Raw genomic sequence first — 25930 nt, 5'->3', positions numbered from 1 at the left:
TGCCATTCTTTTCACCTAGCTTCGATCGGTCTCTATGCCAACCCTGCGCAATTTTTTAATCATGGCCCTGCTGGGCTTGAGCCTCTCCGTCGGTACACTTCAAGCTGCCGAACCGCCGTCCAGCGAAGCCGTGCAGGCGAGCCTGGACAAAATCGCCGACCGCAAACTGCCGGAAGCCGATCAGAAAGCCCTGCAAACCGTCCTGCAGAACACGCTGACCCAGCTCAACAACAGGCGTGATTACGATCAGAAACTGATCGATTTGAAGCAGCAACTGGCCACTGCGCCCAAGCAGAACATAGAGAACCAGCGCGAGCTGGCCCGGCTCAAAGCCACCAAAGTGGTGCCGATCGAGCAACGCTACGCCAATCTGTCGATCGCGCAACTCGAGCAGATGCTGACCGAGCGTTCGACCCAGCAAAGCGATCTGCAAAAAGCCCTGGCCGACGCCAACAGCCTGATCATCACCGCCCAGACCCGCCCCGAGCGCGCCCAGGCCGAGATCGCCAGCAGCCAGACGCGCATTCAGCAGATCAACAACATCCTCAAGGCCGGTAAAGACAACGGCAAAACCTTGAGCGGCGAGCAGCGTGATCAGCTCAACGCCGAACTCGCGGCACTCAACGCCCTGATTCCGCTGCGCCGCCAGGAACTGGCCGGCAACAGCCAACTGCAAGACCTGGGCAACAGCCAGCATGACGTGCTCTCGGAAAAAGTCGCGCGCCAGGATCAGGAAATCCAGGACCTGCAAACCCTAATCAACCAGAAGCGCCTGGCCCAGTCCCAAGAGACGGTGACCCAACAGTCCATCGAAGCCCAGAAGTCCGGCGGCAGCAGCTTGCTGGCCACTGAAAGCGCGGCGAACCTGAAGCTCTCGGACTACCTGCTCAAAAGCACCGACCGTCTCAACGAAGTTACCCAGCAGAACCTGCAGACCAAGCAACAACTGGACAGCGTGACCCAGAGCGATTCGGCCCTGGACGAGCAAATCAACGTGCTCAGGGGCAGCCTGCTGCTCTCCAAGATTCTCTATAAACAGAAACAGGCCCTGCCGCGCCTCAAGCTCGACCGCGACCTGGCAGACCAGATCGCCGACATTCGTCTGTATCAGTTTGAAGTCAGCCAGCAACGGGAACTGCTCAGCAACCCGGCCACTTACGTCGACAACCTGCTGGCGACTCAACCGCCAGAGCAAGTCACCCCGCAGTTGCGCAAGAACCTGCTGGACCTGGCCAACACCCGCGCCGACCTGCTCGAACGGCTGAACCGCGAACTGAGTGCGGTACTCAACGAATCCATCACCCTGCAACTCAACCAGAAGCAATTGCTCAGCACCGCGCAAAGCCTGCGGGCGACGCTGGACGAGCAGATGTTCTGGATTCCCAGCAACAAGCCGCTGGACCTGGAGTGGATGCGCGGCGTGCCCGAGCGTCTGCAACGTCAAGTCACCACGCTGCCCTGGACTTCGAGCCTGAGCGAACTGAGCGACGGCCTGATTCAGCGACCGCTGCTGTTCCTGCCCTTGGTATTGATGATCGGCGCCCTGCTGTGGCGCCGCAAAAGTCTGTATGCCCGACTGAACAAGGTTCACCAGGACATCGGCCACTTCAAGCGTGACAGCCAGTGGCACACGCCCCAGGCGATCCTGATCAATATTCTGCTGGCGATGCCGGTGGCGCTGGGCCTGGCCTTGTGTGGCTATGCCTTGCAGATCGACGCCCGTGGGCAGAACACCAACATGGGCGCCGCGCTGCTGCAAATGGGCCAGGCCTGGCTGGTGTTCTACACCGCCTACCGGATCCTCGCGCCGGGCGGCGTGGCTGAGCTGCATTTCCGCTGGGAAAAACCTCAGGTCGAATTCCTCCAGGGCTGGGTCCGTCGACTCGGGCTGGTGGTCATGGCACTGGTGGCTGTGGTGGCGGTTGCTGAATTGCAACCGGCGGCCCTGGCCGATGACGTACTCGGTATGCCGGTGGTGCTGACGTGTTATGCCTTGATGGCCTGGCTGCTCAGTCGCCTGCTGATCAGCAGCCCGACCCACGAGAGCGCCTCGCTGTTTCGCAAAGCGGTTGGGATCATGTTCACCGTCCTGCCCGTCGCGTTGTTCGTGGCCGTGTGCTTTGGCTACTACTACACCGCGCTGAAACTCAGCGACCGGCTGATCAACACCCTGTACCTGCTGATGTTCTGGCTGGTGATTGAAGCGACGTTCGTCCGTGGTTTGAGCGTTGCGGCCCGACGCCTGGCCTATCAACGCGCCCTGGCCAAACGTCAGGCTGCCAAAGAGGCGGGCGACGGCGAAGCGGTGATCGAAGAACCAACGCTGGACATCGAGAAGGTCAACGAACAGTCCCTGCGCCTGATTCGTCTGGCATTGCTCGGCGGTTTCATCGCGGCGCTGTACTGGGTCTGGTCGGACCTGATTTCAGTGTTCTCGTACCTGGACAACATCACCCTCTACGAATACACCAGCGGCACCGGCGCCAACATGAGCATGGTGCCGATCAGCATCGGCGACCTGCTCGGAGCGCTGATCATCATTGGTATCACCTTCGCCCTGGCGCGCAACTTACCCGGCCTGCTGGAAGTGTTGGTGCTGTCCAAGCTCAATCTGGCCCAGGGCAGCGCTTACGCCACGACCACCTTGCTGTCCTACGTGATCGCCGGCGTCGGTTTTGTCACGACCCTGTCCACACTCGGCGTGAGTTGGGACAAGTTGCAATGGCTGGTGGCGGCGCTCTCGGTAGGCCTCGGTTTCGGGATGCAGGAGATCTTTGCGAACTTCATCTCCGGCATCATGATCCTGTTCGAACGTCCGGTGCGGATCGGCGACACCATCACCATCGGCAACCTGTCGGGCACGGTGAGCAAGATCCGCATTCGCGCCACGACCATCACCGACTTCGACCGCAAGGACATCATCGTCCCGAACAAGACGTTCATCACCGGGCAACTGATCAACTGGTCGCTGACCGACACCATCACCCGAGTGACCCTCAAGCTCGGCGTCGATTACGGTTCGGACCTGGATCTGGTCAGGGCCTTGTTGCTGCAAGCCGCCCGGGAAAACCCGCGCGTGCTCAAGGAACCCGAGCCACATGTGTACTTCCTGAACTTCGGTGAAAGCACCCTCGACCACGAGTTGCGCATGCACGTGCGCGACCTCGGTGACCGCAACCCGGTGATCGACGAGGTCAACCGCTTCATCAACCGTGAGTTCAAGAAGCAGCACATCAACATCTCCTTCCGCCAGATGGAGGTTTACCTGAAGAACCTGCACGGCCAGGAATACAAGTTGGTGCCGGTCGAAGCAGAGACGAAAACCATCGTCGCGGTGCCCGACGAGCAAAAACCGCCGCAAGAACCGCCGCCGGCCAAACTCGACTAACCGACCTATACCCAGCAGAATGCTCGGACATTCTGCTGGAGATGGCCGTTGAAAGCCCTCGACGAACTGACCTTCGATAATCGCTTCGCCCGCCTGGGCGATGCGTTCTCAACCCATGTGCTGCCCGAGCCCATCGCCGCCCCGAGGCTGGTGGTCGCTAGCCCCACCGCCATGGCACTGCTGGACCTGGACCCGGCCGTGGCCGAGACGCCGGTGTTCGCCGAGCTGTTCGGCGGTCACAAGCTCTGGGCCGAAGCCGAGCCACGGGCAATGATCTATTCCGGGCATCAATTCGGTTCCTACAACCCGCAACTGGGCGACGGTCGCGGCTTGTTGCTGGGCGAGGTCTACAACGAAGCCGGCGAACACTGGGACTTGCACCTCAAGGGCGCCGGACAAACGCCGTACTCGCGGATGGGCGATGGACGAGCGGTACTGCGCTCCTCGATCCGCGAGTTTCTCGCCTCCGAAGCATTGAATGCCCTGAACATCCCGACCACTCGCGCACTCTGCGTGATCGGCTCCGACACGCCGGTCTGGCGCGAAAAACAGGAACGCGCGGCCATGGTCCTGCGCCTGTCGCCGAGCCATGTACGCTTCGGGCATTTCGAGTACTTCTACTACACCAAGCGCCCCGAGCAGCAGAAAGCCCTCGGCGAGCACGTGCTGGCCATGCACTTCCCCGAATGCCTGGAACAGCCGGAACCGTACCTGGCGATGTTCCGTGAAATCGTCGAGCGCAACGCCGAACTGATCGCCAAATGGCAAGCCTATGGTTTCTGCCACGGGGTGATGAACACCGACAACATGTCGATCCTCGGCATCACCTTCGACTTCGGCCCGTTCGCCTTCCTCGATGACTTCGACGCCAACTTCATCTGCAACCACTCCGACGATCAGGGCCGCTACTCCTTCAGCAATCAAGTGCCCATCGGCCAATGGAACCTCAGCGCCCTGGCCCAGGCCCTGACGCCGTTCATCAGCGTCGACGCCCTGCGCGAAACCCTCGGCTTGTACCTGCCGCTGTACCAGGCCCACTACCTGGACCTGATGCGCCGCCGCCTCGGCCTCACCACCGCTGAAGACGACGACCAGAAGCTGCTCGAACGCCTGCTGCAATTGATGCAGAACAGCGGCGTTGATTACACGCTGTTCTTCCGCCACCTCGGTGATGAGTCACCTGAACTGGCCGTCACCCGGTTACGCGATGACTTCGTCGACATCAAGGGTTTCGATGCATGGGGCGAACTCTATGTCGCCCGGGCTGCTCGTGAAGGCGTAGTTGATCAGGAACAACGCCGCACGCGGATGCACGCGGTCAATCCGCTGTACATCTTGCGCAACTATTTGGCGCAGAAAGCTATCGATGCGGCGGAGAGTGGCGATTATGCCGAGGTCCGGCGCCTGCACGCGGTGTTGAGCAATCCGTTCACGGAGCAACCCGGGATGGAGAGCTACGCAGAGCGGCCGCCGGAGTGGGGGAAGCATTTGGAGATTAGTTGTTCGTCGTAATTTCAGATAAACACATCGACCGGTACCTTGAAGTGCTCAGCCAACCAGCGGATCTGCCGCAGGTTGAGCTGGCGCCTGCCGCTTAATATCTCCGAGACCACCGATTGGGGGCCTACGCCGGGCAGGTCGCTTTGGGTCAAACCATGCTCGCGCATCATGTAACCCAGAACCTCAGCACCACTCGCTTCGCGCATCGGGTGGTGTTGGTGATCCCACTCCGCAATCCAGTCGCCGATGATATCCACCAGACTCATCAATGGGTGCGACTCATCAAGCTTGGTCATCTCTAACAATTCGTCGAGCGCTAGTACCAACAGGTCGTAGTCTTCTTCGTTTTTTGGTTTTCGGAGCAAAGGAGCAACGTACTCCCAATGCTCGGCAGCCTTTTTGACCAAAACACTCATACCCTTCCCTCCTTCCATTTTCCCCGGTCATATTCGCGGTGATCCATCACATGCTTGATGTACAGCTTTTGATGCCCGTACCGGACATAAGCGATCAACCGTAACTTGTTGCCACCGATATCGAATACGTGAAGATCGCCTACTTTGTCGATCGCAGGAAATGAGGATTTCATAGACGCAAAATCATTTGGCTTGATCCTCTTGGCCATTCGATACCACTGATCCAACGCATTGGCCGCCTGAGGCCATTTGGCTTTAGCCTCCCGAATTGGTTTTTCGGTGAACACATGCATGCAACATCCTTATCGCATTTTGCTATGAAAGTTAATCACAGATCCGAAATATCGCAAGTTGCGATAACGATAGGCAGACCAATGGCCGTGCCCAGTCATCTCAGCCTAGGTTCAACGTCGAACACTGCACGATTGAAAATATGAGCAAACGTCTCCAATTAGCTGTTATCCGCTCTTAACTGGAACTCGATCATGTCCGACCCACTCCTCATCCCCTGCCCCTCCTGCAACGGCCTCAACCGCATTCCCGCCGAGCGCCTCGCCGATCAACCCAAGTGCGGACGCTGCAAATCTGCTGTGCTGCTGAACAAACCCTTCGAACTCAAGCAAGGCGACTACGCCAGCCAGATCAAGGGGGATTTGCCGTTGCTGGTGGATGTCTGGGCGGATTGGTGTGGGCCGTGCAAGTCGTTTGCGCCGGTGTTCGAGCAGGCGGCGGCGCAACTGGCGGGCAAGTGTCGGTTGGCCAAGCTCGACAGCGAGGCCAATCAGCAGTTGTCGGCGCAGTTGGGGATTCGCTCGATTCCGAGTCTGATTCTGTTCGCGAACGGTCGGGAGGTAGCGCGGCAGAGTGGCGCGTTTCCGTTGCCGCAGTTGATGGCGTGGCTGCGTAGCCAGGGCATTTGACCCAACACAAATCCAATTGTGGGAGCGAGCCTGCTCGCGAAGGCGTCCGGTCAGTCAACTCAGGTGTTGAATCTACCGGCCTCTTCGCGAGCAGGCTCGCTCCCACAGGTAGGTTGGGTGCAATCCGGGGATCAGTGGTCTTCGAGCAGGTTATGCAGTTCAACAAACTGCTGGGTCAGCTTGTGTCGCGGATCAAGGTGGATCAGCGGCGTATTGGCCTGGTGCGACTCACGCATGCGCACCGAACTACCCAGATACACCGGCAACACTGGCAACCCTTCGGCAATCAGTTCGTCGAGGATTTGCTGAGGCAGGCTCGCCCGGGCCTGGAATTGGTTGACCACGATGCCTTCAACTTCCAGGCCTTCGTTGTGGTCTTCCTTCAATTCTTCGATTTCTGCCAGCAGGCCATACAGCGCCTGGCGCGAGAAGCTGTCGCAGTCGAAAGGAATGAGCACCCGATCAGCGGCAATCAATGCCGACACCGCGTAGAAGTTCAGCGCTGGCGGGGTATCGAGGTAGATCCGATCGTAGTCTTCGCTCAGCTCATCGAGCAGTTTGCGCAGTTTGTTGATCTTGTGTTTGGCCTCAAGCTTGGGCTGCAGGTCGGCCAACTCGGCGGTGGCGGTGATGACGTGGAGGTTGTCGAACGGAGTTTCGTAGATATCGACCTGATTTTTCTTCGAGAACGGCCCGGACGACAGGGTCTGCTTGAAAAAATCGGCGATCCCCATCGGGATGTCATTACCGGTGAGGCCGGTCAGGTACTGAGTGGAGTTGGCCTGGGCATCGAGATCCACCAACAGGGTGCGATAGCCCTCGCTGGCACTGACCGCTGCCAGATTGCAGGCAATGCTGGATTTACCCACACCACCTTTCTGATTGAACACCACGCGCCGCATGTCAAAACCTCCGTGTATCAAAGAATGACCGAGTGTAGTAGTCCACGGCGTTGCTTAGCTACCTCGCGGGCAAAGGGACTACAGAGTCAGGCGCAATCTCTTGATGAAAAAGCCGCGAACTCGTGCGCTGATCGCAGACAGAGCCGACAGATCGGCCGACCTCAATGTGGACAATAGCCATACGACAGCTTTTTCACGAACCGAACGGTACATTTGGTTGTGCAAAATGTAACCAGCATTTGCTACCCGCCCGCCGCACCGGGATAATGCGCGCCACTCGGCGTTAAGCGCCACGTAAGGTCGGCCGCAGATTGTGCGAGCCGCCGCGTCAAGGAAAGCCCGCAGGGGCGGGATGAATCTTTGTGATCAACTTCAACATCGCCCAATGGCGCGCATGGGCCCCTGGGCTCGAAAGCGTGGACGATTGGCAGGCCTGGAGCCGACAACCGGTCGTGCTCCAGAGCAGCGATGCCGCCCCTGACGTGTCGTTTTTGCCGGCCATGCAGCGCCGGCGACTCAGCCGCCTGGCGCGGATGGCCTTCAGTGTCGGCTGGCCGTTGGCCGATGGTCGGCAAGACCTACCGTTGGTCTTTATTTCCCGTCACGGCGAGACCCCGCGCACCTTCGAAATCCTCAGTGATCTGGCGGCCGATCAGCCGCTATCGCCGACTCAATTCAGTCTTTCGGTGCACAACGCGGTCATTGGCCTGTGGTCGATCATGCGCAGCGAAACCAGTGAAATGACCGCGCTCGCCGCGGCTGGCGATGGCCTTGAGCACGGCATGCTGGAGGCGGCGGCGCTGCTTTCGGAAGGCGCGCCCGCAGTGTTGCTGGTGGTAACCGAAGAACAGCCGCCCGAGGCCTACTCGACCTGGATCGACGATGTGCCGTTCCCTTATGCGGTCGGTTTGTTAGTCACACCCGGCAATGACTGGCAGCTGTCCCTGAACAGCAACCCGGACGAGTTGTCCAAAACTCACTGGCCCCATGCCTTGAATCTGTTGCGTACCCTGCTCGGCCAGCAGTCAACCTGCCAACATGCCTGGAAAAATCGTGTATGGACCTGGCAACGCAACCCGTAACTGAAAAAAACCGCGACGCCTACTACTGGCGCCTGCTGGCCACCGCCGCGAGCTTTACCCTTTTCGGGCTGGGCGGGCTGTGCCTGCGGTTGCTGGTTTTCCCGCTGCTCGGCTGCCTGCCTGGCGATGCCCAGGCCCATCGGCTGCGGGCGCGAAAGACCGTCAGTCGCTGCTTCTGGTTTTTTGTCCGGTTCATGGCCCGCAGCGGCGTGCTGACCTACGACATTCAGGGCGCGGAAAAACTCGGCCGTCCGGGGCAAATGATCATCGCCAATCACCCGTCGCTGATCGACGTGGTGTTTTTGATTGGTCTGGTGCCGCACGCCAACTGCGTGGTCAAAAAGAGTCTCTGGGAGAACCCCTTCACCCGCGGTCCGTTGCGCCGCACCGAATACATCAGCAACGACGGCAGCATGGACATGCTCGACGCCGCGGCCGACGCGCTGAAAAGCAGCCAGACCTTGATCATTTTTCCCGAGGGCACCCGCACCCAACCCGGCCAACCGCCGGCCTTTCATCGGGGCGCTGCGGCCATTGCCCTGCGGGGTGCGAAAATCCTCACCCCCGTGATCATCAAAGTCAGCCCGACCACATTGACCAAGGCCGAGCCCTGGTATCGGATCCCAAAACGCCGCGTGCACTTCAGTTTCCGTGTGGGGGCCGATATAGATCCACAGACCTTTTCCGAGCAGGGGCCTCCGCCACAAGCCTCGCGCAAGCTCAACGACTATTTGCACCATTACTTTATTAAGGAGCTCGCCGAAGATGAGCGATCTACACCGTGAAATTAAAACGCTGATCATCGACGCCCTGGGCCTCGAAGACATCAGCGTCGACGACATCGGCGACGACCAGACCCTGTTCGGCGAAGGCCTGGGCCTGGACTCGGTCGACGCCCTGGAACTCGGCCTGGCGATTCAGAAAAAGTACGGCATCAAGATCGATGCCGACGCCAAAGACACCCGTAACCACTTCTCCAATGTGGCGAGCCTTGCGGCGTTCGTCACTGCAAAACAGGCAGCTTGAGACCGGACCATGCAAACTCGTGACGACATCTTCAACACCCTGCGCGATGCGCTGGTCGAACTCTTCGAGCTGGACCCCGAGCGCGTCAGCCTGGAATCCAACCTGTACCAGGACCTGGAAATCGACAGCATCGACGCGGTCGACCTGATCGATCACATCAAGCGCCAGACCGGCAAGAAAATCGCCGCCGAAGAATTCAAAACGGTGCGTACCGTCAGCGACGTGGTCGAGGCGGTCTACCGTCTGGTTCAACCGGCCGCATGAGCCGATTGATCGGCCTCGGCCTGCTGCTGGCGGGCCTGCTGTACCCCTTTGCGGTGTATTTCGGCATGGAGCATTTCGCCCCGTGGCAGTTCGGCCTGCTCCTGGGCAGCCTGTGGCTGGCTCGCGCGTTGACCGGCGTGCGGCGGCCCGGAAGCCTGTGGATGGCCATCGTCGCCATCGCGTTTTGCCTGCTGCTAGCGCTGTTCGACAGCCCGGCGCTGTTGCGTTGGTATCCGGTGCTGATCAGCGGCTTCATGTTGGCGCTATTCGGGCTGAGCCTGAAATACGGCCCGCCGATGGCCGAACGCCTGGCCCGTCTGCGTGAACCGCACCTGCCGGCCAAGGCAATTGTTTACACCCGCCAGGTCACCGTGGCCTGGAGTGTGTTTTTTCTCTGCAACGGATTGTGCGCCGCCGCGCTGACCCTTTGGGCGCCGCTGAGTTGGTGGATGTTGTACACCGGCCTGATCTCCTATGGATTGATCGGCCTGATGTTTGCCATTGAATGGCTGATACGACAACGGGTACGAGGCCACCCATGAATTGGATAACACTTGAGCAACTGCTGCTCAAGGCTCAGCCGGAACGTGCCGTGACGGCCGAACCGGCGCTGAACCACGCGCAATTGTGCGAACAGGCCCTGCGCCTCGCCGCCGGCCTGCAAGCCCAGGGTGTGCAGCGCATTGCCGTGCACCTCGAAGATGGCGCCGACCTGGCGATTGCGCTGCTGGGCGCCTGGCGCGCCGGGGTCAGCGTGCTGCTGCCCGCCGACCTGCAAGCCCAGACTCGCCAGCGCTGGTCGACTGAAGTCGATCTGTGGCTGACCGATCACAGCGATGATCGTCACTTGCATGACTTTCTTCAGCCGGCATTACCCGGCGCCGAACTGGATCTCGATCAGTGCCAACTGAGTCTGTGCACTTCCGGCTCCAGTGGCGAACCGAAACGCATCGACAAGACCCTGCGCCAACTGGCCAACGAGGTCGAAGCGCTGGAGCAACTGTGGGGCGCCGATCTTGGCGAAGCCTGCATCATCGGCAGTGTCGCCACCCAGCACATCTACGGTTTGCTGTTCCGGGTGCTCTGGCCGCTGTGCGCCGGGCGGCCGTTCGTGCGCAAGCAACTGGCCTTCCCGGAAGACTTGCAGCGCGCCAGCCGCGAACACTCGGCGTTCGCCTGGGTCGCCAGCCCGGCGCTGCTCAAACGCATGGGCGATAACCTCGACTGGCCAGCCTTGAGCGCGGTGCGCCGGGTATTTTCCTCCGGCGGCGCCCTGCCCGCCGAGGCTGCGCAAAGCCTGTTCGAACGCCTGGAGCAATGGCCGACGGAAATCCTCGGCAGCTCGGAAACCGGCGGTATTGCCTGGCGTCAGGACCAGAACCTCTGGCAGCCGTTCGCCGACGTCGTGTTGAGCCAGGACAGCGACGGCGCGTTGCTCATCGCCTCGCCCTACTTGCCGGCCGGCCACATTGAACACACCGCCGACGCTGCGCGGATTGCTGCCGACGGCCGTTTCGAACTGCTGGGACGGCTGGACCGGATCGTCAAACTGGAAGAAAAACGTATCTCGCTACCGATGCTGGAACAGGCGCTGATGGCCCACGACTGGGTCGCCGAAGCGCGCCTCGGGGTGGTTCAGGAAAACCGTGCCTCGCTGGGCGCGTTGCTGGTGCTCAGTCAGCAAGGGCTGCACGCCCTGCGCAATCAGGGTCGGCGCACCCTCACTCAAGAACTGCGTCAGCACCTGAGCCAACATTGCGAAGCCCTCGCCTTGCCTCGGCGCTGGCGTTTGCTGCGCCAGTTGCCGTTGAACGCCCAAGGCAAACTGCCCCAGGCCGACGTCGAAGCCCTGCTGCTGGCCCCACGCCCGAAGGCGCCAGAGGTGCTGGAACAGGTCGAAACCGACGGCGAGTGGAGCCTGCAACTGGCGGTGCCGCCAGACCTGGCCTACTTCAGCGGCCACTTTCCACAGGCACCGGTATTGCCCGGCGTGGTGCAGGTGGATTGGGCCTTGAGCCTGGGTCAGCAGTTGATGGACTTGCCGACTAGATTCGCCGGCATGGAAGTGCTGAAATTCCAGCAACTGGTGCGTCCAGGGGATGAAATCCAGCTGCACCTGCGGTTCGACCCGGTGCGCGGCAAGTTGTACTTCGCCTATCGCAACGACACTGCCACCTGCTCCAGCGGGCGGATCGTGCTGGAGGCGGCGAATGCTTAATCTTTGGCAATGGAAATCACTGTTGCAGTGGAGATCTCTGTGGGGAGGGAGCTTGCTCCCGCTGGGCTGCGTAGCAGACCCAAAACCAGTCGCCGCAGATTTCATTACGAGCGCTTCGCACTCGGACGGGAGCAAGCTCCCTCGCCACAATGGATTGGCGGAGGCTCTTCGCCATGCATAACCCCTGCGCCATCATCCCGGTCTACAACCACGAAACCGCCATCACCACGGTGGTCGACGCACTGCTCGCCCAAGGTTTGCCGTGCATCCTGGTAGACGACGCGAGCACCCCGGCCTGTGCAAAAGTGCTCGATCAACTGGCACAACGTGAGCACACCTACCTGATTCGCCTCACCATCAATCAAGGCAAGGGCGCCGCCGTCATGACCGGTTTTCGCGAAGCCTCGCGCCTGGGTTTCAGCCACGCCTTGCAGGTGGACGCCGACGGTCAGCATGACCTCACCGACGTCGCGGTTTTTATCGAACAGTCCCGCGCCCATCCCGAAGCCGTGATTTGCGGTTATCCGCTCTACGACGCCAGCGTGCCCAAGGGCCGTTTGTATGCGCGCTACCTCACCCACGTGATGGTCTGGATCAACACGTTGTCGTTGCAGATCCGCGATTCGATGTGCGGTTTTCGCGTCTATCCATTGCCGCCAACCCTGGCGTTGATCGACTCAGCGAAGATCGGCAAACGCATGGATTTCGACTCGGACATTCTGGTGCGCCTGGCCTGGCGCAACCTGCCGATGCAGTGGCTGCACACCAAGGTCCATTACCCGCTGGACGGCGTCTCGCATTTTCGCCTATTCCGCGACAACGTACTGATCTCGAGCATGCACACCCGGTTGTTCTTCGGCATGTTGCTGCGAGCCCCGGTCATCCTCTGGCGGCGGTGGCGAGCATGAGCACCGAGACAGACAAAAAGCACTGGGCTGACCGCGAGGAGCGCGGCAGTTTCTGGCTGATGAAATTCACCGCCCTCTGCGCCAAAGTGCTGGGCCGGCGGCTGTTGAGCCCGCTGCTGTACGGCATCGTCTTGTACTTTTTCCTGTTCGGCCGCAGCGCTCGTAAAAGCGCCTGGCAATACCAGCAACGCCTCGCCGACTGGAGTGGCCGCAATGAATTGCGCCCGACCCATTGGCGGGTTTTCGGGCAGTTCATGGCCTTCGCCGATTCGATGCTCGACAAGCTCGACGTCTGGAACGGCAAGCTGAGCATCGAGCAGATCGAAATCATCGACCCGGCGCTGTTGCGCACGCAGCTGCGCGGCGCCCGTGGGCAGATGCTGGTCGGCGCGCACCTGGGCAATCTCGAGGTCTGCCGCGCGCTGGCCGAGATCGGCGAAAAAGTCACGATGAACGTGCTGGTGCACACCAAGCACGCCGAGCAGTTCAACCGCTTGCTGGGCGAAGCCGGGGCGACCAATTTGCGGCTGATCCAGGTCAGCGAACTGAACCCGGTGATCATGCTGCAACTGCACGAACGCCTGGAGCGCGGCGAGTGGCTGGCGATTGCCGGTGACCGTGTGCCCTTGCATGGCGGGCGCAGCGTGACTGTGGATTTCCTCGGCCATCCGGCAGCGTTCCCCCAAGGTCCGTGGCTGCTGGCCGGTTTGCTCAAATGTCAGGTCAATCTGTTGCTGTGTTTGAAGAAGCCGACCGGCGACTATCGACTGACCCTCGAACCGTTCGCCGAGGCCGTGGTGTGGAAGCGCAGCGACCGCGAACAGGTCATTCATCAGTGGGCATCCCGCTACGCCGAACGCTTGGGTCACTATTGCCTTGAAGCGCCCCAACAATGGTTCAACTTTTACCCTTTCTGGAAGACCGATGACGACGCCAACGCTTGAGCCGGTAACCTTCGGCGAACTCCCTTTGCGCATCGAAGACGTGCTGGCCCTGGCCAACCGTCAGGCGCCGACGCAGTTGCAGGGCGACCCTGAATATCGCGAGCGCATCGCCAAGGGTGCGCGATTCCTGGATTCGCTGCTGGACAAGGAAGGCGTGATCTACGGCGTGACCACCGGTTACGGTGATTCCTGCGTGGTTGCGGTGCCGCTGCATCACGTCGAAGCACTGCCGCGTCATCTGTACACGTTCCACGGCTGTGGCTTGGGCAAACTGCTCGACGCCCAGGCCACCCGCGCAGTACTCGCGGCGCGTTTGCAGTCACTGTGCCACGGCGTGTCCGGGGTGCGCGTGGAACTGCTGGAACGCCTGCAAGCGTTCCTGGAACACGACATCCTGCCGCTGATCCCGGAAGAAGGCTCGGTGGGCGCCAGCGGTGATTTGACGCCGCTGTCCTACGTAGCCGCGACATTGTCCGGCGAGCGCGAAGTGATGTTCCGTGGCGAACGTCGCGAAGCCGCCGACGTGCATCGCGAACTCGGTTGGCAGCCGCTGGTGCTGCGGCCTAAAGAAGCCCTGGCACTGATGAACGGCACCGCCGTGATGACCGGCATCGCTTGCCTGGCCTTCGCCCGCGCCGATTACCTGCTGCAACTGGCCACGCGCATCACCGCGTTGAACGTGGTGGCGCTGCAAGGCAATCCTGAGCATTTCGACGAACGCCTGTTCGCTACCAAGCCGCATCCGGGGCAGATGCAAGTCGCCGCATGGCTGCGCAAAGACCTGGCCATCGACGCGCCGACCGCGCCGTTGCATCGTCTGCAAGACCGCTACTCCCTGCGTTGCGCCCCGCATGTGCTCGGCGTGTTGGCCGATAGCCTGAACTGGCTGCGTTCGTTCATCGAGATCGAGCTCAACAGCGCCAATGACAACCCGATCATCGACGCCGAAGCCGAACGCGTGCTGCACGGCGGGCACTTCTACGGCGGCCACATCGCGTTCGCCATGGACAGCCTGAAAACCCTCGTCGCCAACGTTGCTGACTTGCTGGATCGGCAACTCGCGCTGCTGGTGGACGAGCGTTACAACCACGGTTTGCCGAGCAACCTGTCTGGCGCCACTGCCGACCGCGCCATGCTCAACCACGGCTTCAAAGCCGTGCAGATCGGCACCAGCGCCTGGACCGCCGAAGCCCTGAAAAACACCATGCCGGCCAGCGTGTTCTCGCGTTCCACCGAGTGCCACAACCAGGACAAGGTGAGCATGGGCACCATCGCCGCCCGCGATGCGATCCGTGTGCTGGAGCTGACCGAACAAGTCGCCGCCGCCACCCTGCTGGCCGCCAACCAAGGCGTCTGGCTGCGCAGCCAGGTTGAGGACGCACGGCCACTGCCACCGTCCCTGGCCGCGATGCACGAAGAGCTGGCCAAAGACTTCCCGCCGGTCATCGAAGACCGTGCCCTGGAAGGCGAATTGCGTCTGTGCCTGAAACGAATCGCCGAGCAACACTGGAGGCTGCATGCGTAGCAAGGGAGTGCTTCACGCCGATACGGAAATCCTCGTGCCGTTCTTTGACGTCGACACCATGAACGTGGTCTGGCACGGCCATTACGTCAAATACCTGGAAGTCGCCCGGTGTGCGCTGCTGGACAAGCTCGGCCACAACTACACCGCCATGGTCGAGTCGGGTTTTGCCTGGCCGGTGATCGACCTGCAACTGCGCTATGTGCGCGGTGCGGTGTTCGGCCAGAAGATCAACGTGCGCGCCAGCCTGGTGGAGTGGGAAAACCGCCTGAAGATCAATTATCTGATCAGCGATCTGCAAACCGGTGAGCGCCTGACCCGCGCCGTTTCCGTGCAGGTCGCTGTCGACATGAGCAGCCGTGAGATGCAATTGGCCTCGCCGAAAGTGTTCACCGACGCTGTAGAAAGGATGCTGCCATGAACACCGGTATCGACACCTCTTCTGAGGCCAACCCAGTCCCCTGTGGCGAGCGAGCTTGCTCGCGCTTGAGTGCGCAGCACTCACAATCAGGGCAATGGTTGGCAAGTTTTTGGGGCCGCTTCGCAGCCCAGCGCGAGCAAGCTCGCTCGCCACGTTTTTCAGCGATCACGTGTCTGACCGTGTTGGCGCTACTAGGGCTGCCATCGCTCGCGCAGGCCTTCGACCTGCAACAACTCAGCGATCAGCTGGCCAAGCCGGATGTGATCCACGGCAACTTCGTCCAGGAAAAACACCTGCGCGCCCTGCCCCAGCCGCTGACCAGCAAGGGCACCTTCGTCCTCGCTAAAAATCACGGCTTGCTCTGGCTGCTGAAAACCCCGCTGCAACAGGATTACCGCATCAACGCCAAGGGCATCGCCCGGCGTGACGCCAGCGGCTGGCAACTGCTGCCGGGCAAGAGCGCCGGTGCCGAGCAGAACCGTTTGTTCCTCGCCGTACTGCAAGGTGACAGCAGCGGTTTGCAACGGGATTTCGAGCTGTCGCTGAGCGGCGATGCGCAGAAATGGAAGCTGACCCTCACCCCGCGCTCGATGCTGCTCAAGCAAGTGTTCAACCAGATCAACATCGACGGCGGCGAGTTGGTGAACAGCATCGAACTGCTGGAAACCCAGGGAGACAGCACCCTCATGCGCATGCAGGACAGCACTAGCGCCCAACCGTTGAGCGACGCGGAGCAACATGACTTTGCCGAGTGAACGGATGCTCCCACGGCTGTTCCTGATCCTGCTGCTGGCGGTGCTCGCGCTCGCCGGCTGGCAATGGCGTGACGGCGCACCGCTGTCGGCCAACCTGATGGAACTGGTGCCAGGTACGGCGCCGGACGCGCTGGAACTGCGCGCCGAACAACGCATGCAAGAACCGCTGAACCGCGAAATGCTGGTGCTGGTCGGCCATACCGATCGCCAGCAAGCCGTGGCCATGGCGCAGAAACTCGGCGAGCAATGGCAGGCCAGCGGTCTGTTCGAAAAGGTCCAATGGACCCTGCAAGCCGACTTGCCGGCGCTGCGCACGCAGCTGCTGCAAGGTCGGCTGGCGATGCTCTCGGACGCGGATCGGCAACAACTGATCGAGCATCCCGACGCTTTCATTCAACAGCGCGTGCAAGCGCTGTTCGACCCGTTCACCGGTTTCAGCCTGGTGCCGAGCCAGGATGACTGGCTGGGCCTGACCGGGCGCATCCAGAACAGCCAGCCACAACACGGCGCGGTGCAACTGGACATCGGCAGCGGTGCCTTGGTCGCCGATGCAGACGGCAAGAGTTGGGTGCTGCTGCGAGCGCGGACCACCGGCAACGCCTTCGACATGAACCTGCCGCTGCAAGTGGCCGCACTGCTCAAACACAGTCGTGAAGAAGCGGCTCAGGGCGACGTGCAGTTGCTCGCTGCCAGCGGCTTGCTCTATGCGGCCAACGGTCAGCAACAAGCGACCAGGGAAATGACTTGGGTCGGTGGCGGCGCCACACTCGGCATCCTGTTGTTGCTGTTGCTGGCCTTCCGGCGGCTGCGCGTGTTGCTCGCGTTTGTCCCGGTGCTGGTGGGCATGCTGTTCGGTGGAGTGGCCTGCATCGCGCTGTTCGGCCATCTGCACGTGATGACATTGGTGCTCGGTTCCAGCCTGATCGGCGTTGCCGTCGATTACCCGTTGCACTACCTGTCCAAGAGCTGGAGCCTGAAACCCTGGAACAGTTGGCCAGCCCTGCGCCTGACCTTGCCGGGGCTGACATTGAGCCTGATCACCAGTTGCATCGGCTACCTCGCCTTGGCCTGGACGCCGTTCCCGGCGCTGACCCAAATCGCCGTGTTCTCCGCCGCCGGCCTGTTCGGCGCCTACCTGTCGGCGGTGTGCCTGCTGCCGGCCCTGCTCAAGGGCACTGACCTGCGGCCGGCGCAATGGCCGCTGCGGGTTGCCGAGTTTCTGGTGAACCTGCGTGAAGCGCTTCTCCAACGCGCTCGCACGCCAGTGTTGCTGGCGCTGCTGATCGTCTTCTGTGTCGGCGGTCTGTTGCAACTCAGCACCAAGAACGACATTCGCCAATGGGTCGGTATGCCGCAACACCTGACCGACGAAGCCCAGACCATCGCGCGCATTACCGGCTACCAACCCACCAGCCAGTTCTTCCTGATCCGCGCCGCCAACCAGCAAGAATTACTCGAACGCCAAAGCGCCCTGACTGATCGCCTGGAGCAACTGGTCAACCTCGACAAACTCCAGGGCTTTCTGTCCCTCAATCAACTGGTCAGCCAGCCAAGTGAGCAGAAGCAAGTACGTGAAGCGCTAAATAAACTGCCGCAATTCTGGCAACCGTTGCTCGACGTCGGCGTACCAGTCGAGGCGCTGCAAGCCGAACTGCAAGAGTTGCAAGCGCTGCCCACCGAAGATATCGATGCGGCGCTGGCCGGGCCGTTAGCCGAACCTTATCGCACCCTGTGGCTGGGGCCGACCGCTGACGGCGGCGTGGCAGCCATGATCAGCCTGCAAGGCTTGAACAACCCGTCGCTGCTGCGGGTTCAGGCGCTGGATTTACCGGGCGTGCAATTGGTGGATCGCCTCGGCGAGCTGAACAAGGTCTTCGCTGCTACGCAGATCAGCGCCGCTGAATTGAAACTCGCCTCCTGCGTGCTGATCGTGCTGGTGTTGATCCTGCCATTCGGCCTCAGCGGCGCGTTGCGCATCGTCGCCCTGCCATTGCTCGCCGCACTGTGCAGCCTCGCCAGCCTCGGTTGGCTCGGCCAGCCGCTGACACTGTTCAGCCTGTTCGGCCTGCTGCTGGTGACGGCCATCAGCGTCGATTACGCGATCCTCATGCGCGAACAAGTCGGCGGTGCCGCTGTGAGCCTGCTGGGCACCTTGCTGGCGGCGTTGACCACTTGGCTGTCGTTCGGGTTGCTGGCGGTGTCGAGTACGCCGGCGGTGAGCAACTTCGGTCTATCGGTGAGCCTCGGGCTGGCGTTCAGCTTCATCCTCGCGCCATGGGCCGGGCGTCACGTCCATGCCACTGCCGTCGCGGAGCCGGCAGCATGATGATCGTGCTGTTTTGGGCGATGGCCCTGGGGCTGTTCGCCGTCGCGACCCGCGTCGGCCGGCATTTCGGGTTGATCCCGATTGTCAGCCAATTGCTGCTGGCGACGTTTGGCTTGCCGCTGTTGATGTATTTCTGGATCGAGCCGGGCTGGCAGCTCAGCGGCGCCGATCTGATCTCGCCGGTATGGTTGAAAAACCTCTACAGCCTGAGTTTCGCCTTGCTGCTGGGACACATCCTCAGCGACGTGATCGACCTGCGGCTGGATCGCCAGAGCCTGAAAATCGCCCTGCCGAGTTTCTGCCTGCCCTTCGCCTGCGGGCTGGCGACAGCGGTCTGGCTGTTGCCGACGCAATCGTGGATCAGCTCGTTGGCGGTCGGTTTGGTGTTCGCCATCACCGCGATCCCGGTGTTGTACCTGTACCTGCGACACATCAACTACCCGCCCGCCGCCACCCGGCGTTTGGTGCAAACCGCGATCCTCATCGACCTCACGTGCTGGACGTTGTTCGGCTTCGCCCAAGGCAGCCTGCACCTGAGCAGTTTGCTGCTGCCACTGGCCGGCGCGTGCCTGCCGTTGCTGTTGCGCCTGCTCGGTTTGCGCCAACCGCTGCTGCACAGCGGCTGCTTCTTCGCGCTGCTGGTGGTGGCCGAGCATTTCAAGCTCAACGCACTGATTTTCGGTATCGGCTATCTGCTGTGCATGGCCGTGCTCAAAGTGCCGCTGGTGTTGCCGTTGCCGGCGGTCTGGATGAATCGCTTGCAGACCTGGATCGCCATCCCGCTGATTCTCACGTTCGGCATCGTGCAGATCGACGTGCACAGCGCCATGGCCAGCCTCGGCTGGTTGCAACTGACCGCGCTGCTGTTATTCCCGATCATCAGCAAACTGCTGGGCAACTGGCTCGGCCTGGGCTGGGCCGGCGCCTCGTTTGACGGCGCCAGCCGCTGGCGGGAAAGCCTGCTGCTGAACATTCGCGGCTTGAGCGAGATCGTCTTTCTCAACCTGCTGCTGCAACAACAACTCATCAGCCCGGCGCTGTACTTCGCGCTGATGTTGATGGGCCTGATCGCAACATTGCTGCCGGCACTGGCCGGCATGCACCGAATCCCGCTGAATATCGCCGCCCCGGCAAGGAGCTCCCGTGCCAACCGTTGAAATGGAACGTCGTCAGGTTGTGGTCATCGGCGCAGGCCCTTCGGGCGCCATCGCCGCCGCGCTGCTCAAGCGCAAGGGTCACGATGTATTGGTGATCGAGCGCCAACATTTTCCAAGGTTTTCCATCGGTGAAAGCCTGTTGTCCCATTGCCTCGATTTCGTCGAAGAGGCCGGCATGCTTGAAGCGGTGAACGCCGCTGGTTTTCAGATAAAAACCGGCGCTGCGTTCGCGTGGGGCGAGCAGTACAGCGACTTCGATTTCGGCGACACGTTCAGCAACGGCAAGCCGACCACGTTTCAGGTGCAACGCGCCGATTTCGACAAGTTGCTGGCCGATCAAGCAGCGTTGCAAGGTGTGGAATTGCGTTACGGCGAAGCCATCGTCAGCGCTGATTTCGACCTGCCGAAACCGCAGCTGAATGTGCTGCGCGAGGACGGCAGCGAGTATCGCGTCGAAGCCGACTTCGTGCTCGACGCCAGCGGCTACGGCCGCGTGCTGCCGCGCCTGCTCGACCTCGAAGCACCGTCGAATTTCCCGGTGCGCCAAGCCGTGTTCACCCACGTTGAGGACCTGATCGACAACCCGGCCTTCGACCGGACCAAGATCCTCGTCACCACCCATCCGACCCATCGCGACATCTGGTTTTGGACCATCCCGTTCAGCAACGGCCGGTGCTCGGTGGGTGTGGTGGCCGCCGCCGAACATTTCGACGGTCGTACCGACAATCTGGACGACTGCCTGCGCGGCTTTATCGCCGAAACCCCAAGCCTGGCCGGTGTGCTGAACAACGCGGTGTGGGACACCCCGGCGCGGACCATCGGCGGCTACTCGGCCAACGTCAAAACCCTGCACGGCCCGGGCTTTGCGCTGCTGGGCAACGCGGCGGAATTCCTCGACCCGGTGTTCTCCTCTGGTGTGACCATCGCGATGCGCTCGGCGAGCATGGCCGCCGGCGTATTGCATCGCCAATTGCAGGGTGAAAGCGTCGACTGGCAGACCGAGTTCGCCGCCCCGCTCAAACGTGGCGTCGACACCTTCCGCTGCTACGTCGAAGGCTGGTACGCCGGGACCTTCCAGGACGTGATTTTCCATGATGGCAGCTCACCGGACATCCGCCGGATGATCGCCTCGATCCTCGCCGGTTACGCCTGGGATGAGCGCAATCCGTTCGTCAGCGAAGCGAAGCGTCGGTTGAAGGTGATTTCGGAAATCTGTGCAAGGGATGCGACATGAGTTACCTGAGCGACAACTACGTCGAAGAAACCAAATTCGGTTTCTGGTTCCTGCGCAGCCACACCTGGCAGCACCATGTGCTGCGGGTGGCAATCAACGACCTGCGCAACCTGTTCAGCGATTCGCTGCCCAGCAACCCGGTGTTGCTGGATGCCGGTTGCGGCCAGGGCAAGTCGTTCCAGTACCTGCGCCAGACTTTTTCGCCGCAACGCCTGATCGGTGTCGATGCCGACCCGCACAGCCTGCACCTCAGCGGTGAAGAGGCGGCGCGTCAGGGCATGACGGTGGAGCTGATCGGCAGCGACTGCGCGACGCTCAACGTGGCCAACGCCAGCGTCGACCTGCTGTTCTGTCACCAGACCTTTCATCACCTCGTCGAGCAGGACTTGGCCCTGGCCGAGTTCTATCGCGTGCTCAAGCCGGGCGGCTATCTGCTGTTCGCCGAGTCCACCGAGGCTTACATTGATACGTGGGTGATTCGCTGGTTGTTCCGTCATCCGATGCACGTGCAGAAGAGTGCAGCCGGGTATCTGGAAATGATTCGCCAGCAGGGTTTTGAATTCGGCCCGCAGAATGTGTCTTATCCGTACTTGTGGTGGAGCCGCGCAAAGGATTTCGGGCTGTTTGAACGTTTTGGTTTGCGTAAGCCGAAGCCGTTTGGCCAACGGGAAGAAACCCTGGTCAATGTCGTGGCGCGCAAACCTCTTGAAGGTGATCGTTAATGCGACACATGACTTTTGGGAGCGAGCCTGCTCGCGAAAGCGGTGGGCCAGCCAGCCTCTTTGTTGAATGGGCCCGCGCCTTCGCGAGCAGGCTCGCTCCCACAGTGTCCGCTGTGTGGCGGCTATTGGTGCTGAGCATTTTACTTCTGTTAAGTGCCTGCGCCAGCCACGCGCCATTGCCAGCGGGCAACCCGACGCTGCCCCTGCCACTGCAACTGCACATCGAGCGCCAGCAAGCCGAGCAACGCCAGGACTGGCTTTTGGTGATCCAGCGCGAAGGTACGGGCATCCGTTGGTCGATGATGGACCCGCTGGGCATCCCCCAGGCGCGTCAGCAATTGATCGACGGTCATTGGCAAGCCGATGGCCTGCTGCCGCCGAACCCCGAGGCCCGCGAGCTGTTCGCGGCCCTGCTGTTCGCCCTGACCCCGTCCGGCGAGCTGCTGCGCAATTATCCCGATGCGCAGCAACACGGTGAGCAACGAACTCTGCCGCCGCGTTGGGCCATCCGTTATGCACAACCGTTGCACTTCGAATTGAACCTGCCCCAAGGCCCGCACTATCGCGTTTCTCCGTTGGGTGAATCGACGCCATGACCGCTTACCTGAACGCTCTCGGCGTGATCTGTTCGTTGGGCCGTGACAAATCGACCGTTGCGCGCAACCTGTTTGCCGGTGACTGCTCGGGCATGCGTCGCGAGTCCGGCTGGGTGCCGGAGCGTGAACTGCCAGTCGCGGCGGTTCACGGTGATCTGGCGGCGATTCCGGCAGAACTGGCCGATCAGAGCAGCCGCAACAATCAGCTGTTGCTCGAAGCCGCGTTGCAGATTCGCGATGCCATCGATCAAGCCATCCAGACCTACGGCCGCGAGCGCATCGGTGTGGTATTGGGCACCAGCACGTCGGGGATCGACGAGGCCAGCCGTGGTCTGGCGCATTACATTCGCCAGCAGCAATTCCCCGCCGAATACGACTATCAGCAGCAGGAGCTCGGCGCGCCGGCAAACTTCCTCGCCGACTGGCTGCAATTGAGCGGCCCGGCCTATGTGATTTCCACCGCTTGTACTTCCAGCGCCCGAGCCTTGATGAGCGCCCAGCGCTTGCTCGATCTGGGCATGTGCGACGCTGTGCTGTGTGGCGGTGTCGACAGTTTGTGCAAACTGACGCTCAACGGTTTCTCGGCTCTGGAAGCAGTGTCCGAGCAGCGCTGCAACCCGTTTTCCGCCAACCGTAACGGCATCAACATCGGCGAAGCGGCGGTGCTGTTTTTGATGAGTAAAAGTGCTGGCGACGGCCCCTCGATTGCCCTGCTCGGCAGCGGCGCCAGCTCTGATGCGCACCACATTTCCGCACCGGAACCAACCGGCCGTGGCGCCCAGCAAGCGATGTACCAGGCCTTGAGCCGTGCCGCGCTGCAACCGTCGCAAATCAGTTACCTGAACCTGCACGGCACCGCCACTCAACACAACGACGCCATGGAAAGCCTGGCCGTGGCCGCGTTGTTTCCGGACGGCGTGCCGTGCTCGTCGACCAAGCCGATGACCGGTCACACCCTCGGCGCCGCCGGTGCCCTGGAAGCGGCATTCTGCTGGTTGAGCCTGAGCGCCGACAATCCCGAACACGCCCTGCCGCCCCACGTCTGGGACGGCCAGCCCGCCCCCGACCTGCCTGCGCTCAATTGGGTGACCCCGGCCACTCGCCTGGCGTCCATTGCACCTCGCTACCTGATGAGCAATTCGTTTGCCTTCGGCGGCAACAACGTCAGCCTGATTATCGGAGACGCCCCATGATTGACTGGCCGATCGCCGAACTGCTGCCTCACGCTGGCGACATGATCCTCATCGAGCAGATCCTGTCGTTCGATGACGAGCAGATTCACACCCGCCTCACCGTCAAACCCGATGGCCTGTTCAACCGTCCCGACGGCAGCCTGCCGGCCTGGGTCGGCATCGAACTGATGGCCCAAAGTGTGGCGGCTTACGCCGGTTGCCATGCCCGTGCGCGCGGCGATGCGGTGGAGCTGGGCTTCCTGCTCGGCACCCGCAAATTCGAATGCAACGTCGAACACTTTCCTGCCGGCACCGAGCTGACCATCCACGGGCTGCGCTCGCTGGAAGACGACAGCGGCATGGGAGTATTCGAATGCCACATCAACGCCCCCGGCATCCACGCCACCGCCCGGCTCAACGTGTACCGCCCGCCCCAGGCGGCGCAATATCTTCAAGAAATCCAAGGAGTCGAGTGATGACTGAATTCGTACTGGTCACCGGCTCCAGCCGTGGCATTGGCCGCGCTATCGCCCTGCGTCTGGCCCAGGCTGGCCACGACATCGTGCTGCATTGCCGCAGCGGTCTGGCCGAGGCCGAGGCCGTGAAGGCCGAAATCGAAGCGCTGGGCCGCAACGCCCGCGTGCTGCAATTTGATGTGTCTGACCGCGCCAGTTGCAAAGCCATTCTCGAAGCTGACGTTGAAGCTCACGGCGCCTATTACGGCGTGGTGCTCAACGCCGGGTTGACTCGCGACGGTGCTTTTCCGGCGCTGAGCGAGGATGATTGGGATGTGGTGATGCGCACCAACCTCGACGGTTTCTACAACGTGCTGCACCCGGTGATGATGCCGATGATTCGTCGTCGCGCCGCCGGGCGAATTGTTTGCATCACCTCGGTTTCCGGGTTGATCGGCAACCGTGGCCAGGTCAACTACAGCGCCTCCAAGGCGGGTTTGATCGGTGCGGCGAAAGCGTTGGCGATCGAACTGGGCAAGCGCAAAATCACCGTTAACTGTGTCGCACCCGGCCTGATCGACACCGCCATGCTCGACGAAAACGTGCCGGTGGAAGAACTGATGAAAATGATCCCCGCACAACGCATGGGCACACCTGAAGAGGTGGCCGGTGCGGTGAATTTCCTGATGTCGGCGGAAGCCTCGTACATCACCCGGCAGGTTCTGGCCGTCAACGGAGGCCTGTGCTGATGAAGCGCGTCGTCGTCACCGGCATGGCCGGCATCACCTCACTGGGCAGCGATTGGGAGACCATCGCCGCCAACTTCAAGGCCAACCGCAGCGGCATTCGCCGGATGGACGAGTGGGACCGCTTCACTGAACTCAACACCCGTCTCGCCGGGCCGATCGATGACTTCAAAGTCCCGAGCCACTGGACCCGCAAGCAACTGCGCAGCATGGGTCGCGTCTCGCGGCTCGCTGTGGGTGCTGCTGAGCAAGCGTTGGCCGACGCGGGGCTGTTGGGCGATGAATCGATCAAGGACGGGCGCATGGGCGTCGCCTGTGGTTCGTCCACCGGCAGCACCGACGAGATAAAAGCGTTCGGCAACATGCTGCTCAACTCCGTAGCCGAAGGCCTGAACGCCAACTCCTACGTGCGGATGATGCCGCACACCACAGCAGCGAATATCAGCATCTTCTTCGGCCTCACCGGCCGGTTGATCCCGACGTCCAGCGCCTGCACCAGCGGCAGCCAGGGCATTGGCTACGCCTACGAGTCGATCAAGTTCGGCCGCTTGCCGCTGATGCTGGCCGGCGGCGCCGAAGAACTGTGCCCGACCGAAGCGATGGTCTTCGACGCGCTCTACGCCACCAGCCTGAAAAACGACGCGCCGCAAACCAGCCCACGGCCGTACGACAAGGACCGTGACGGCCTGGTGATCGGTGAAGGCGGCGGCATGTTGGTGCTCGAAGAACTCGAACACGCTTTGGCCCGTGGCGCACACATCCATGCCGAACTCGTCGGTTTCGGCAGCAACGCCGACGGCCAGCACACCACCCGTCCAGAGCAAGCGACCATGCGCCGCGCCATGGAACTGGCCCTGGAAGACGCCGGTTTGCAGCCGTCGGACATCGGCTACGTAAACGGTCACGGCACCGCGACCGAACAGGGCGACATCGCCGAAACACAGGCAACCAGTTCGTTGTTCGGCGAGCACATGCCGATCAGCTCGCAGAAAAGCTTCCTCGGCCACACCCTCGGGGCCTGCGGTGCGCTGGAATCCTGGTTCAGCATCGAAATGATGAACCGCGACCTGTACGTGCACACTTTCAACCTCGACGAGGTCGACCCGCACTGCGGCAAGCTCGACTACCTGCGCGGCGAGTTCCGGCAGATGAGCAACCAGTACGTAATGAACAACAACTTCGCCTTCGGCGGCGTCAACACCTCGCTGATCTTTCGCCGCTGGTCGTAACCGTATTAATCAAGGTCAAGGAGACCT

At 61.5% G+C, this 25930-nt stretch carries 26 protein-coding genes; 23 read left to right on the top strand and 3 right to left on the bottom strand.

Annotation, left to right across the window (positions count from 1 at the left end):
• The first annotated feature begins 34 nt into the window (after nucleotides 1–34).
• Nucleotides 35–3388: a mechanosensitive channel MscK gene (gene mscK, locus JFT87_RS07080; RefSeq protein ID WP_201200004.1), complete on the top strand. Its 3354-nt coding sequence runs from the start codon at nucleotides 35–37 to the stop codon at nucleotides 3386–3388.
• Nucleotides 3389–3436: 48 nt separating this feature from the next.
• Complete coding sequence (selO, locus tag JFT87_RS07075) at nucleotides 3437–4900, top strand: protein adenylyltransferase SelO (RefSeq protein ID WP_201200003.1); 1464 nt, start codon at nucleotides 3437–3439, stop codon at nucleotides 4898–4900.
• Nucleotides 4901–4902: 2 nt separating this feature from the next.
• On the opposite strand, the gene JFT87_RS07070 is transcribed toward selO, so the two are convergent.
• Together JFT87_RS07070 and JFT87_RS07065 are read right to left on the bottom strand one after the other, a co-directional pair.
• A complete protein-coding gene (locus JFT87_RS07070) occupies nucleotides 4903–5304 on the bottom strand; it encodes a helix-turn-helix domain-containing protein (protein ID WP_201192043.1) in 402 nt (133 codons plus the stop codon).
• On the bottom strand, nucleotides 5301–5597 hold the full coding sequence (locus JFT87_RS07065) for a type II toxin-antitoxin system HigB family toxin (RefSeq protein ID WP_201200001.1): 297 nt from the start codon (nucleotides 5595–5597) through the stop codon (nucleotides 5301–5303). The genes JFT87_RS07070 and JFT87_RS07065 overlap by 4 nt, the downstream gene beginning before the upstream one ends.
• A gap of 192 nt (nucleotides 5598–5789) precedes the next feature.
• Between JFT87_RS07065 and trxC the strand changes: the two genes are divergently transcribed.
• Entirely contained in the window at nucleotides 5790–6224 is a 435-nt protein-coding gene (gene trxC, locus JFT87_RS07060) for a thioredoxin TrxC (protein ID WP_201199999.1), read from the top strand.
• Between the two features lie 131 nt (nucleotides 6225–6355).
• On the opposite strand, the gene JFT87_RS07055 is transcribed toward trxC, so the two are convergent.
• Nucleotides 6356–7126 (bottom strand): ParA family protein, encoded by a 771-nt coding sequence (locus JFT87_RS07055; protein WP_201199997.1) that lies wholly within the window; start codon nucleotides 7124–7126, stop codon nucleotides 6356–6358.
• Nucleotides 7127–7482: 356 nt separating this feature from the next.
• Between JFT87_RS07055 and JFT87_RS07050 the strand changes: the two genes are divergently transcribed.
• The 20 genes from JFT87_RS07050 (at nucleotide 7483) to JFT87_RS06955 (ending at nucleotide 25903) form a co-directional block, all read left to right on the top strand.
• Nucleotides 7483–8208 (top strand): beta-ketoacyl synthase chain length factor, encoded by a 726-nt coding sequence (locus tag JFT87_RS07050; RefSeq protein ID WP_201205104.1) that lies wholly within the window; start codon nucleotides 7483–7485, stop codon nucleotides 8206–8208.
• The gene (locus tag JFT87_RS07045; protein ID WP_201199995.1) at nucleotides 8184–8993 is read left to right on the top strand and encodes a lysophospholipid acyltransferase family protein; all 810 of its coding nucleotides are present in this window, start codon (nucleotides 8184–8186) and stop codon (nucleotides 8991–8993) included. Before JFT87_RS07050 ends, JFT87_RS07045 begins: the two co-directional genes overlap by 25 nt.
• A complete protein-coding gene (locus JFT87_RS07040) occupies nucleotides 8974–9234 on the top strand; it encodes a phosphopantetheine-binding protein (RefSeq protein ID WP_201199993.1) in 261 nt (86 codons plus the stop codon). The genes JFT87_RS07045 and JFT87_RS07040 overlap by 20 nt, the downstream gene beginning before the upstream one ends.
• A 9-nt stretch (nucleotides 9235–9243) precedes the next feature.
• On the top strand, nucleotides 9244–9498 hold the full coding sequence (locus JFT87_RS07035) for an acyl carrier protein (RefSeq protein WP_017336166.1): 255 nt from the start codon (nucleotides 9244–9246) through the stop codon (nucleotides 9496–9498).
• Nucleotides 9495–10040, top strand: a complete 546-nt coding sequence (locus tag JFT87_RS07030; protein WP_201199991.1) for a COG4648 family protein — start codon at nucleotides 9495–9497, stop codon at nucleotides 10038–10040. The genes JFT87_RS07035 and JFT87_RS07030 overlap by 4 nt, the downstream gene beginning before the upstream one ends.
• Nucleotides 10037–11716, top strand: a complete 1680-nt coding sequence (locus JFT87_RS07025) for an acyl-CoA synthetase family protein (protein WP_201199989.1) — start codon at nucleotides 10037–10039, stop codon at nucleotides 11714–11716. Before JFT87_RS07030 ends, JFT87_RS07025 begins: the two co-directional genes overlap by 4 nt.
• Nucleotides 11717–11889: 173 nt before the next feature.
• The gene (locus JFT87_RS07020) at nucleotides 11890–12624 is read left to right on the top strand and encodes a glycosyltransferase family 2 protein (protein ID WP_201199987.1); all 735 of its coding nucleotides are present in this window, start codon (nucleotides 11890–11892) and stop codon (nucleotides 12622–12624) included.
• Nucleotides 12621–13568: an LpxL/LpxP family acyltransferase gene (locus JFT87_RS07015; protein ID WP_201199985.1), complete on the top strand. Its 948-nt coding sequence runs from the start codon at nucleotides 12621–12623 to the stop codon at nucleotides 13566–13568. The genes JFT87_RS07020 and JFT87_RS07015 overlap by 4 nt, the downstream gene beginning before the upstream one ends.
• A complete protein-coding gene (locus JFT87_RS07010; RefSeq protein WP_201199983.1) occupies nucleotides 13549–15093 on the top strand; it encodes an HAL/PAL/TAL family ammonia-lyase in 1545 nt (514 codons plus the stop codon). The genes JFT87_RS07015 and JFT87_RS07010 overlap by 20 nt, the downstream gene beginning before the upstream one ends.
• Nucleotides 15086–15511, top strand: coding sequence for an acyl-CoA thioesterase (locus JFT87_RS07005; protein ID WP_201199981.1), 426 nt, complete (start codon nucleotides 15086–15088; stop codon nucleotides 15509–15511). The genes JFT87_RS07010 and JFT87_RS07005 overlap by 8 nt, the downstream gene beginning before the upstream one ends.
• Nucleotides 15512–15675: 164 nt before the next feature.
• Nucleotides 15676–16266 (top strand): outer membrane lipoprotein carrier protein LolA, encoded by a 591-nt coding sequence (locus JFT87_RS07000; RefSeq protein WP_201205102.1) that lies wholly within the window; start codon nucleotides 15676–15678, stop codon nucleotides 16264–16266.
• Nucleotides 16250–18592, top strand: coding sequence for an MMPL family transporter (locus JFT87_RS06995; RefSeq protein WP_201199979.1), 2343 nt, complete (start codon nucleotides 16250–16252; stop codon nucleotides 18590–18592). Before JFT87_RS07000 ends, JFT87_RS06995 begins: the two co-directional genes overlap by 17 nt.
• On the top strand, nucleotides 18589–19749 hold the full coding sequence (locus JFT87_RS06990) for a sodium:proton antiporter (RefSeq protein WP_201199971.1): 1161 nt from the start codon (nucleotides 18589–18591) through the stop codon (nucleotides 19747–19749). The genes JFT87_RS06995 and JFT87_RS06990 overlap by 4 nt, the downstream gene beginning before the upstream one ends.
• The gene (locus JFT87_RS06985) at nucleotides 19736–20983 is read left to right on the top strand and encodes a tryptophan 7-halogenase (protein WP_201199970.1); all 1248 of its coding nucleotides are present in this window, start codon (nucleotides 19736–19738) and stop codon (nucleotides 20981–20983) included. Before JFT87_RS06990 ends, JFT87_RS06985 begins: the two co-directional genes overlap by 14 nt.
• Nucleotides 20980–21705: a class I SAM-dependent methyltransferase gene (locus tag JFT87_RS06980; RefSeq protein ID WP_201199969.1), complete on the top strand. Its 726-nt coding sequence runs from the start codon at nucleotides 20980–20982 to the stop codon at nucleotides 21703–21705. The genes JFT87_RS06985 and JFT87_RS06980 overlap by 4 nt, the downstream gene beginning before the upstream one ends.
• Entirely contained in the window at nucleotides 21705–22301 is a 597-nt protein-coding gene (locus JFT87_RS06975; RefSeq protein WP_207199924.1) for a hypothetical protein, read from the top strand. The genes JFT87_RS06980 and JFT87_RS06975 overlap by 1 nt, the downstream gene beginning before the upstream one ends.
• Nucleotides 22298–23494: a beta-ketoacyl-[acyl-carrier-protein] synthase family protein gene (locus tag JFT87_RS06970; protein WP_201199968.1), complete on the top strand. Its 1197-nt coding sequence runs from the start codon at nucleotides 22298–22300 to the stop codon at nucleotides 23492–23494. The genes JFT87_RS06975 and JFT87_RS06970 overlap by 4 nt, the downstream gene beginning before the upstream one ends.
• The gene (locus tag JFT87_RS06965) at nucleotides 23491–23949 is read left to right on the top strand and encodes a hotdog family protein (protein ID WP_201199967.1); all 459 of its coding nucleotides are present in this window, start codon (nucleotides 23491–23493) and stop codon (nucleotides 23947–23949) included. The genes JFT87_RS06970 and JFT87_RS06965 overlap by 4 nt, the downstream gene beginning before the upstream one ends.
• Nucleotides 23949–24677, top strand: coding sequence for a 3-oxoacyl-ACP reductase FabG (gene fabG / locus JFT87_RS06960; RefSeq protein WP_201199966.1), 729 nt, complete (start codon nucleotides 23949–23951; stop codon nucleotides 24675–24677). Before JFT87_RS06965 ends, fabG begins: the two co-directional genes overlap by 1 nt.
• On the top strand, nucleotides 24677–25903 hold the full coding sequence (locus JFT87_RS06955; protein WP_201199965.1) for a beta-ketoacyl-ACP synthase: 1227 nt from the start codon (nucleotides 24677–24679) through the stop codon (nucleotides 25901–25903). Before fabG ends, JFT87_RS06955 begins: the two co-directional genes overlap by 1 nt.
• Nucleotides 25904–25930: the final 27 nt, after the last annotated feature.

Source organism: Pseudomonas sp. TH15, assembly GCF_016651105.1.
Taxonomy (GTDB): domain Bacteria; phylum Pseudomonadota; class Gammaproteobacteria; order Pseudomonadales; family Pseudomonadaceae; genus Aquipseudomonas.
This window is presented reverse-complemented; position numbering and strand designations above follow the sequence as displayed.

Coding starts and splice junctions, on each gene's coding strand:
- JFT87_RS07020 (WP_201199987.1), top strand. CDS start 11,890: ATGCATAACCCCTGCGCCATCATCCCGGTCTACAACCACGAAACCGCC.
- JFT87_RS06970 (WP_201199968.1), top strand. CDS start 22,298: ATGACCGCTTACCTGAACGCTCTCGGCGTGATCTGTTCGTTGGGCCGT.
- JFT87_RS07010 (WP_201199983.1), top strand. CDS start 13,549: ATGACGACGCCAACGCTTGAGCCGGTAACCTTCGGCGAACTCCCTTTG.
- JFT87_RS07045 (WP_201199995.1), top strand. CDS start 8,184: ATGGACCTGGCAACGCAACCCGTAACTGAAAAAAACCGCGACGCCTAC.
- JFT87_RS07005 (WP_201199981.1), top strand. CDS start 15,086: ATGCGTAGCAAGGGAGTGCTTCACGCCGATACGGAAATCCTCGTGCCG.
- JFT87_RS06955 (WP_201199965.1), top strand. CDS start 24,677: ATGAAGCGCGTCGTCGTCACCGGCATGGCCGGCATCACCTCACTGGGC.
- JFT87_RS07040 (WP_201199993.1), top strand. CDS start 8,974: ATGAGCGATCTACACCGTGAAATTAAAACGCTGATCATCGACGCCCTG.
- trxC (WP_201199999.1), top strand. CDS start 5,790: ATGTCCGACCCACTCCTCATCCCCTGCCCCTCCTGCAACGGCCTCAAC.
- fabG (WP_201199966.1), top strand. CDS start 23,949: ATGACTGAATTCGTACTGGTCACCGGCTCCAGCCGTGGCATTGGCCGC.
- JFT87_RS07065 (WP_201200001.1), bottom strand. CDS start 5,597: ATGCATGTGTTCACCGAAAAACCAATTCGGGAGGCTAAAGCCAAATGG.
- JFT87_RS07055 (WP_201199997.1), bottom strand. CDS start 7,126: ATGCGGCGCGTGGTGTTCAATCAGAAAGGTGGTGTGGGTAAATCCAGC.
- JFT87_RS07070 (WP_201192043.1), bottom strand. CDS start 5,304: ATGAGTGTTTTGGTCAAAAAGGCTGCCGAGCATTGGGAGTACGTTGCT.
- JFT87_RS07015 (WP_201199985.1), top strand. CDS start 12,621: ATGAGCACCGAGACAGACAAAAAGCACTGGGCTGACCGCGAGGAGCGC.
- mscK (WP_201200004.1), top strand. CDS start 35: ATGCCAACCCTGCGCAATTTTTTAATCATGGCCCTGCTGGGCTTGAGC.
- JFT87_RS07025 (WP_201199989.1), top strand. CDS start 10,037: ATGAATTGGATAACACTTGAGCAACTGCTGCTCAAGGCTCAGCCGGAA.
- JFT87_RS06990 (WP_201199971.1), top strand. CDS start 18,589: ATGATGATCGTGCTGTTTTGGGCGATGGCCCTGGGGCTGTTCGCCGTC.
- JFT87_RS07030 (WP_201199991.1), top strand. CDS start 9,495: ATGAGCCGATTGATCGGCCTCGGCCTGCTGCTGGCGGGCCTGCTGTAC.
- JFT87_RS06975 (WP_207199924.1), top strand. CDS start 21,705: ATGCGACACATGACTTTTGGGAGCGAGCCTGCTCGCGAAAGCGGTGGG.
- JFT87_RS06995 (WP_201199979.1), top strand. CDS start 16,250: ATGACTTTGCCGAGTGAACGGATGCTCCCACGGCTGTTCCTGATCCTG.
- JFT87_RS06965 (WP_201199967.1), top strand. CDS start 23,491: ATGATTGACTGGCCGATCGCCGAACTGCTGCCTCACGCTGGCGACATG.
- JFT87_RS06980 (WP_201199969.1), top strand. CDS start 20,980: ATGAGTTACCTGAGCGACAACTACGTCGAAGAAACCAAATTCGGTTTC.
- JFT87_RS07035 (WP_017336166.1), top strand. CDS start 9,244: ATGCAAACTCGTGACGACATCTTCAACACCCTGCGCGATGCGCTGGTC.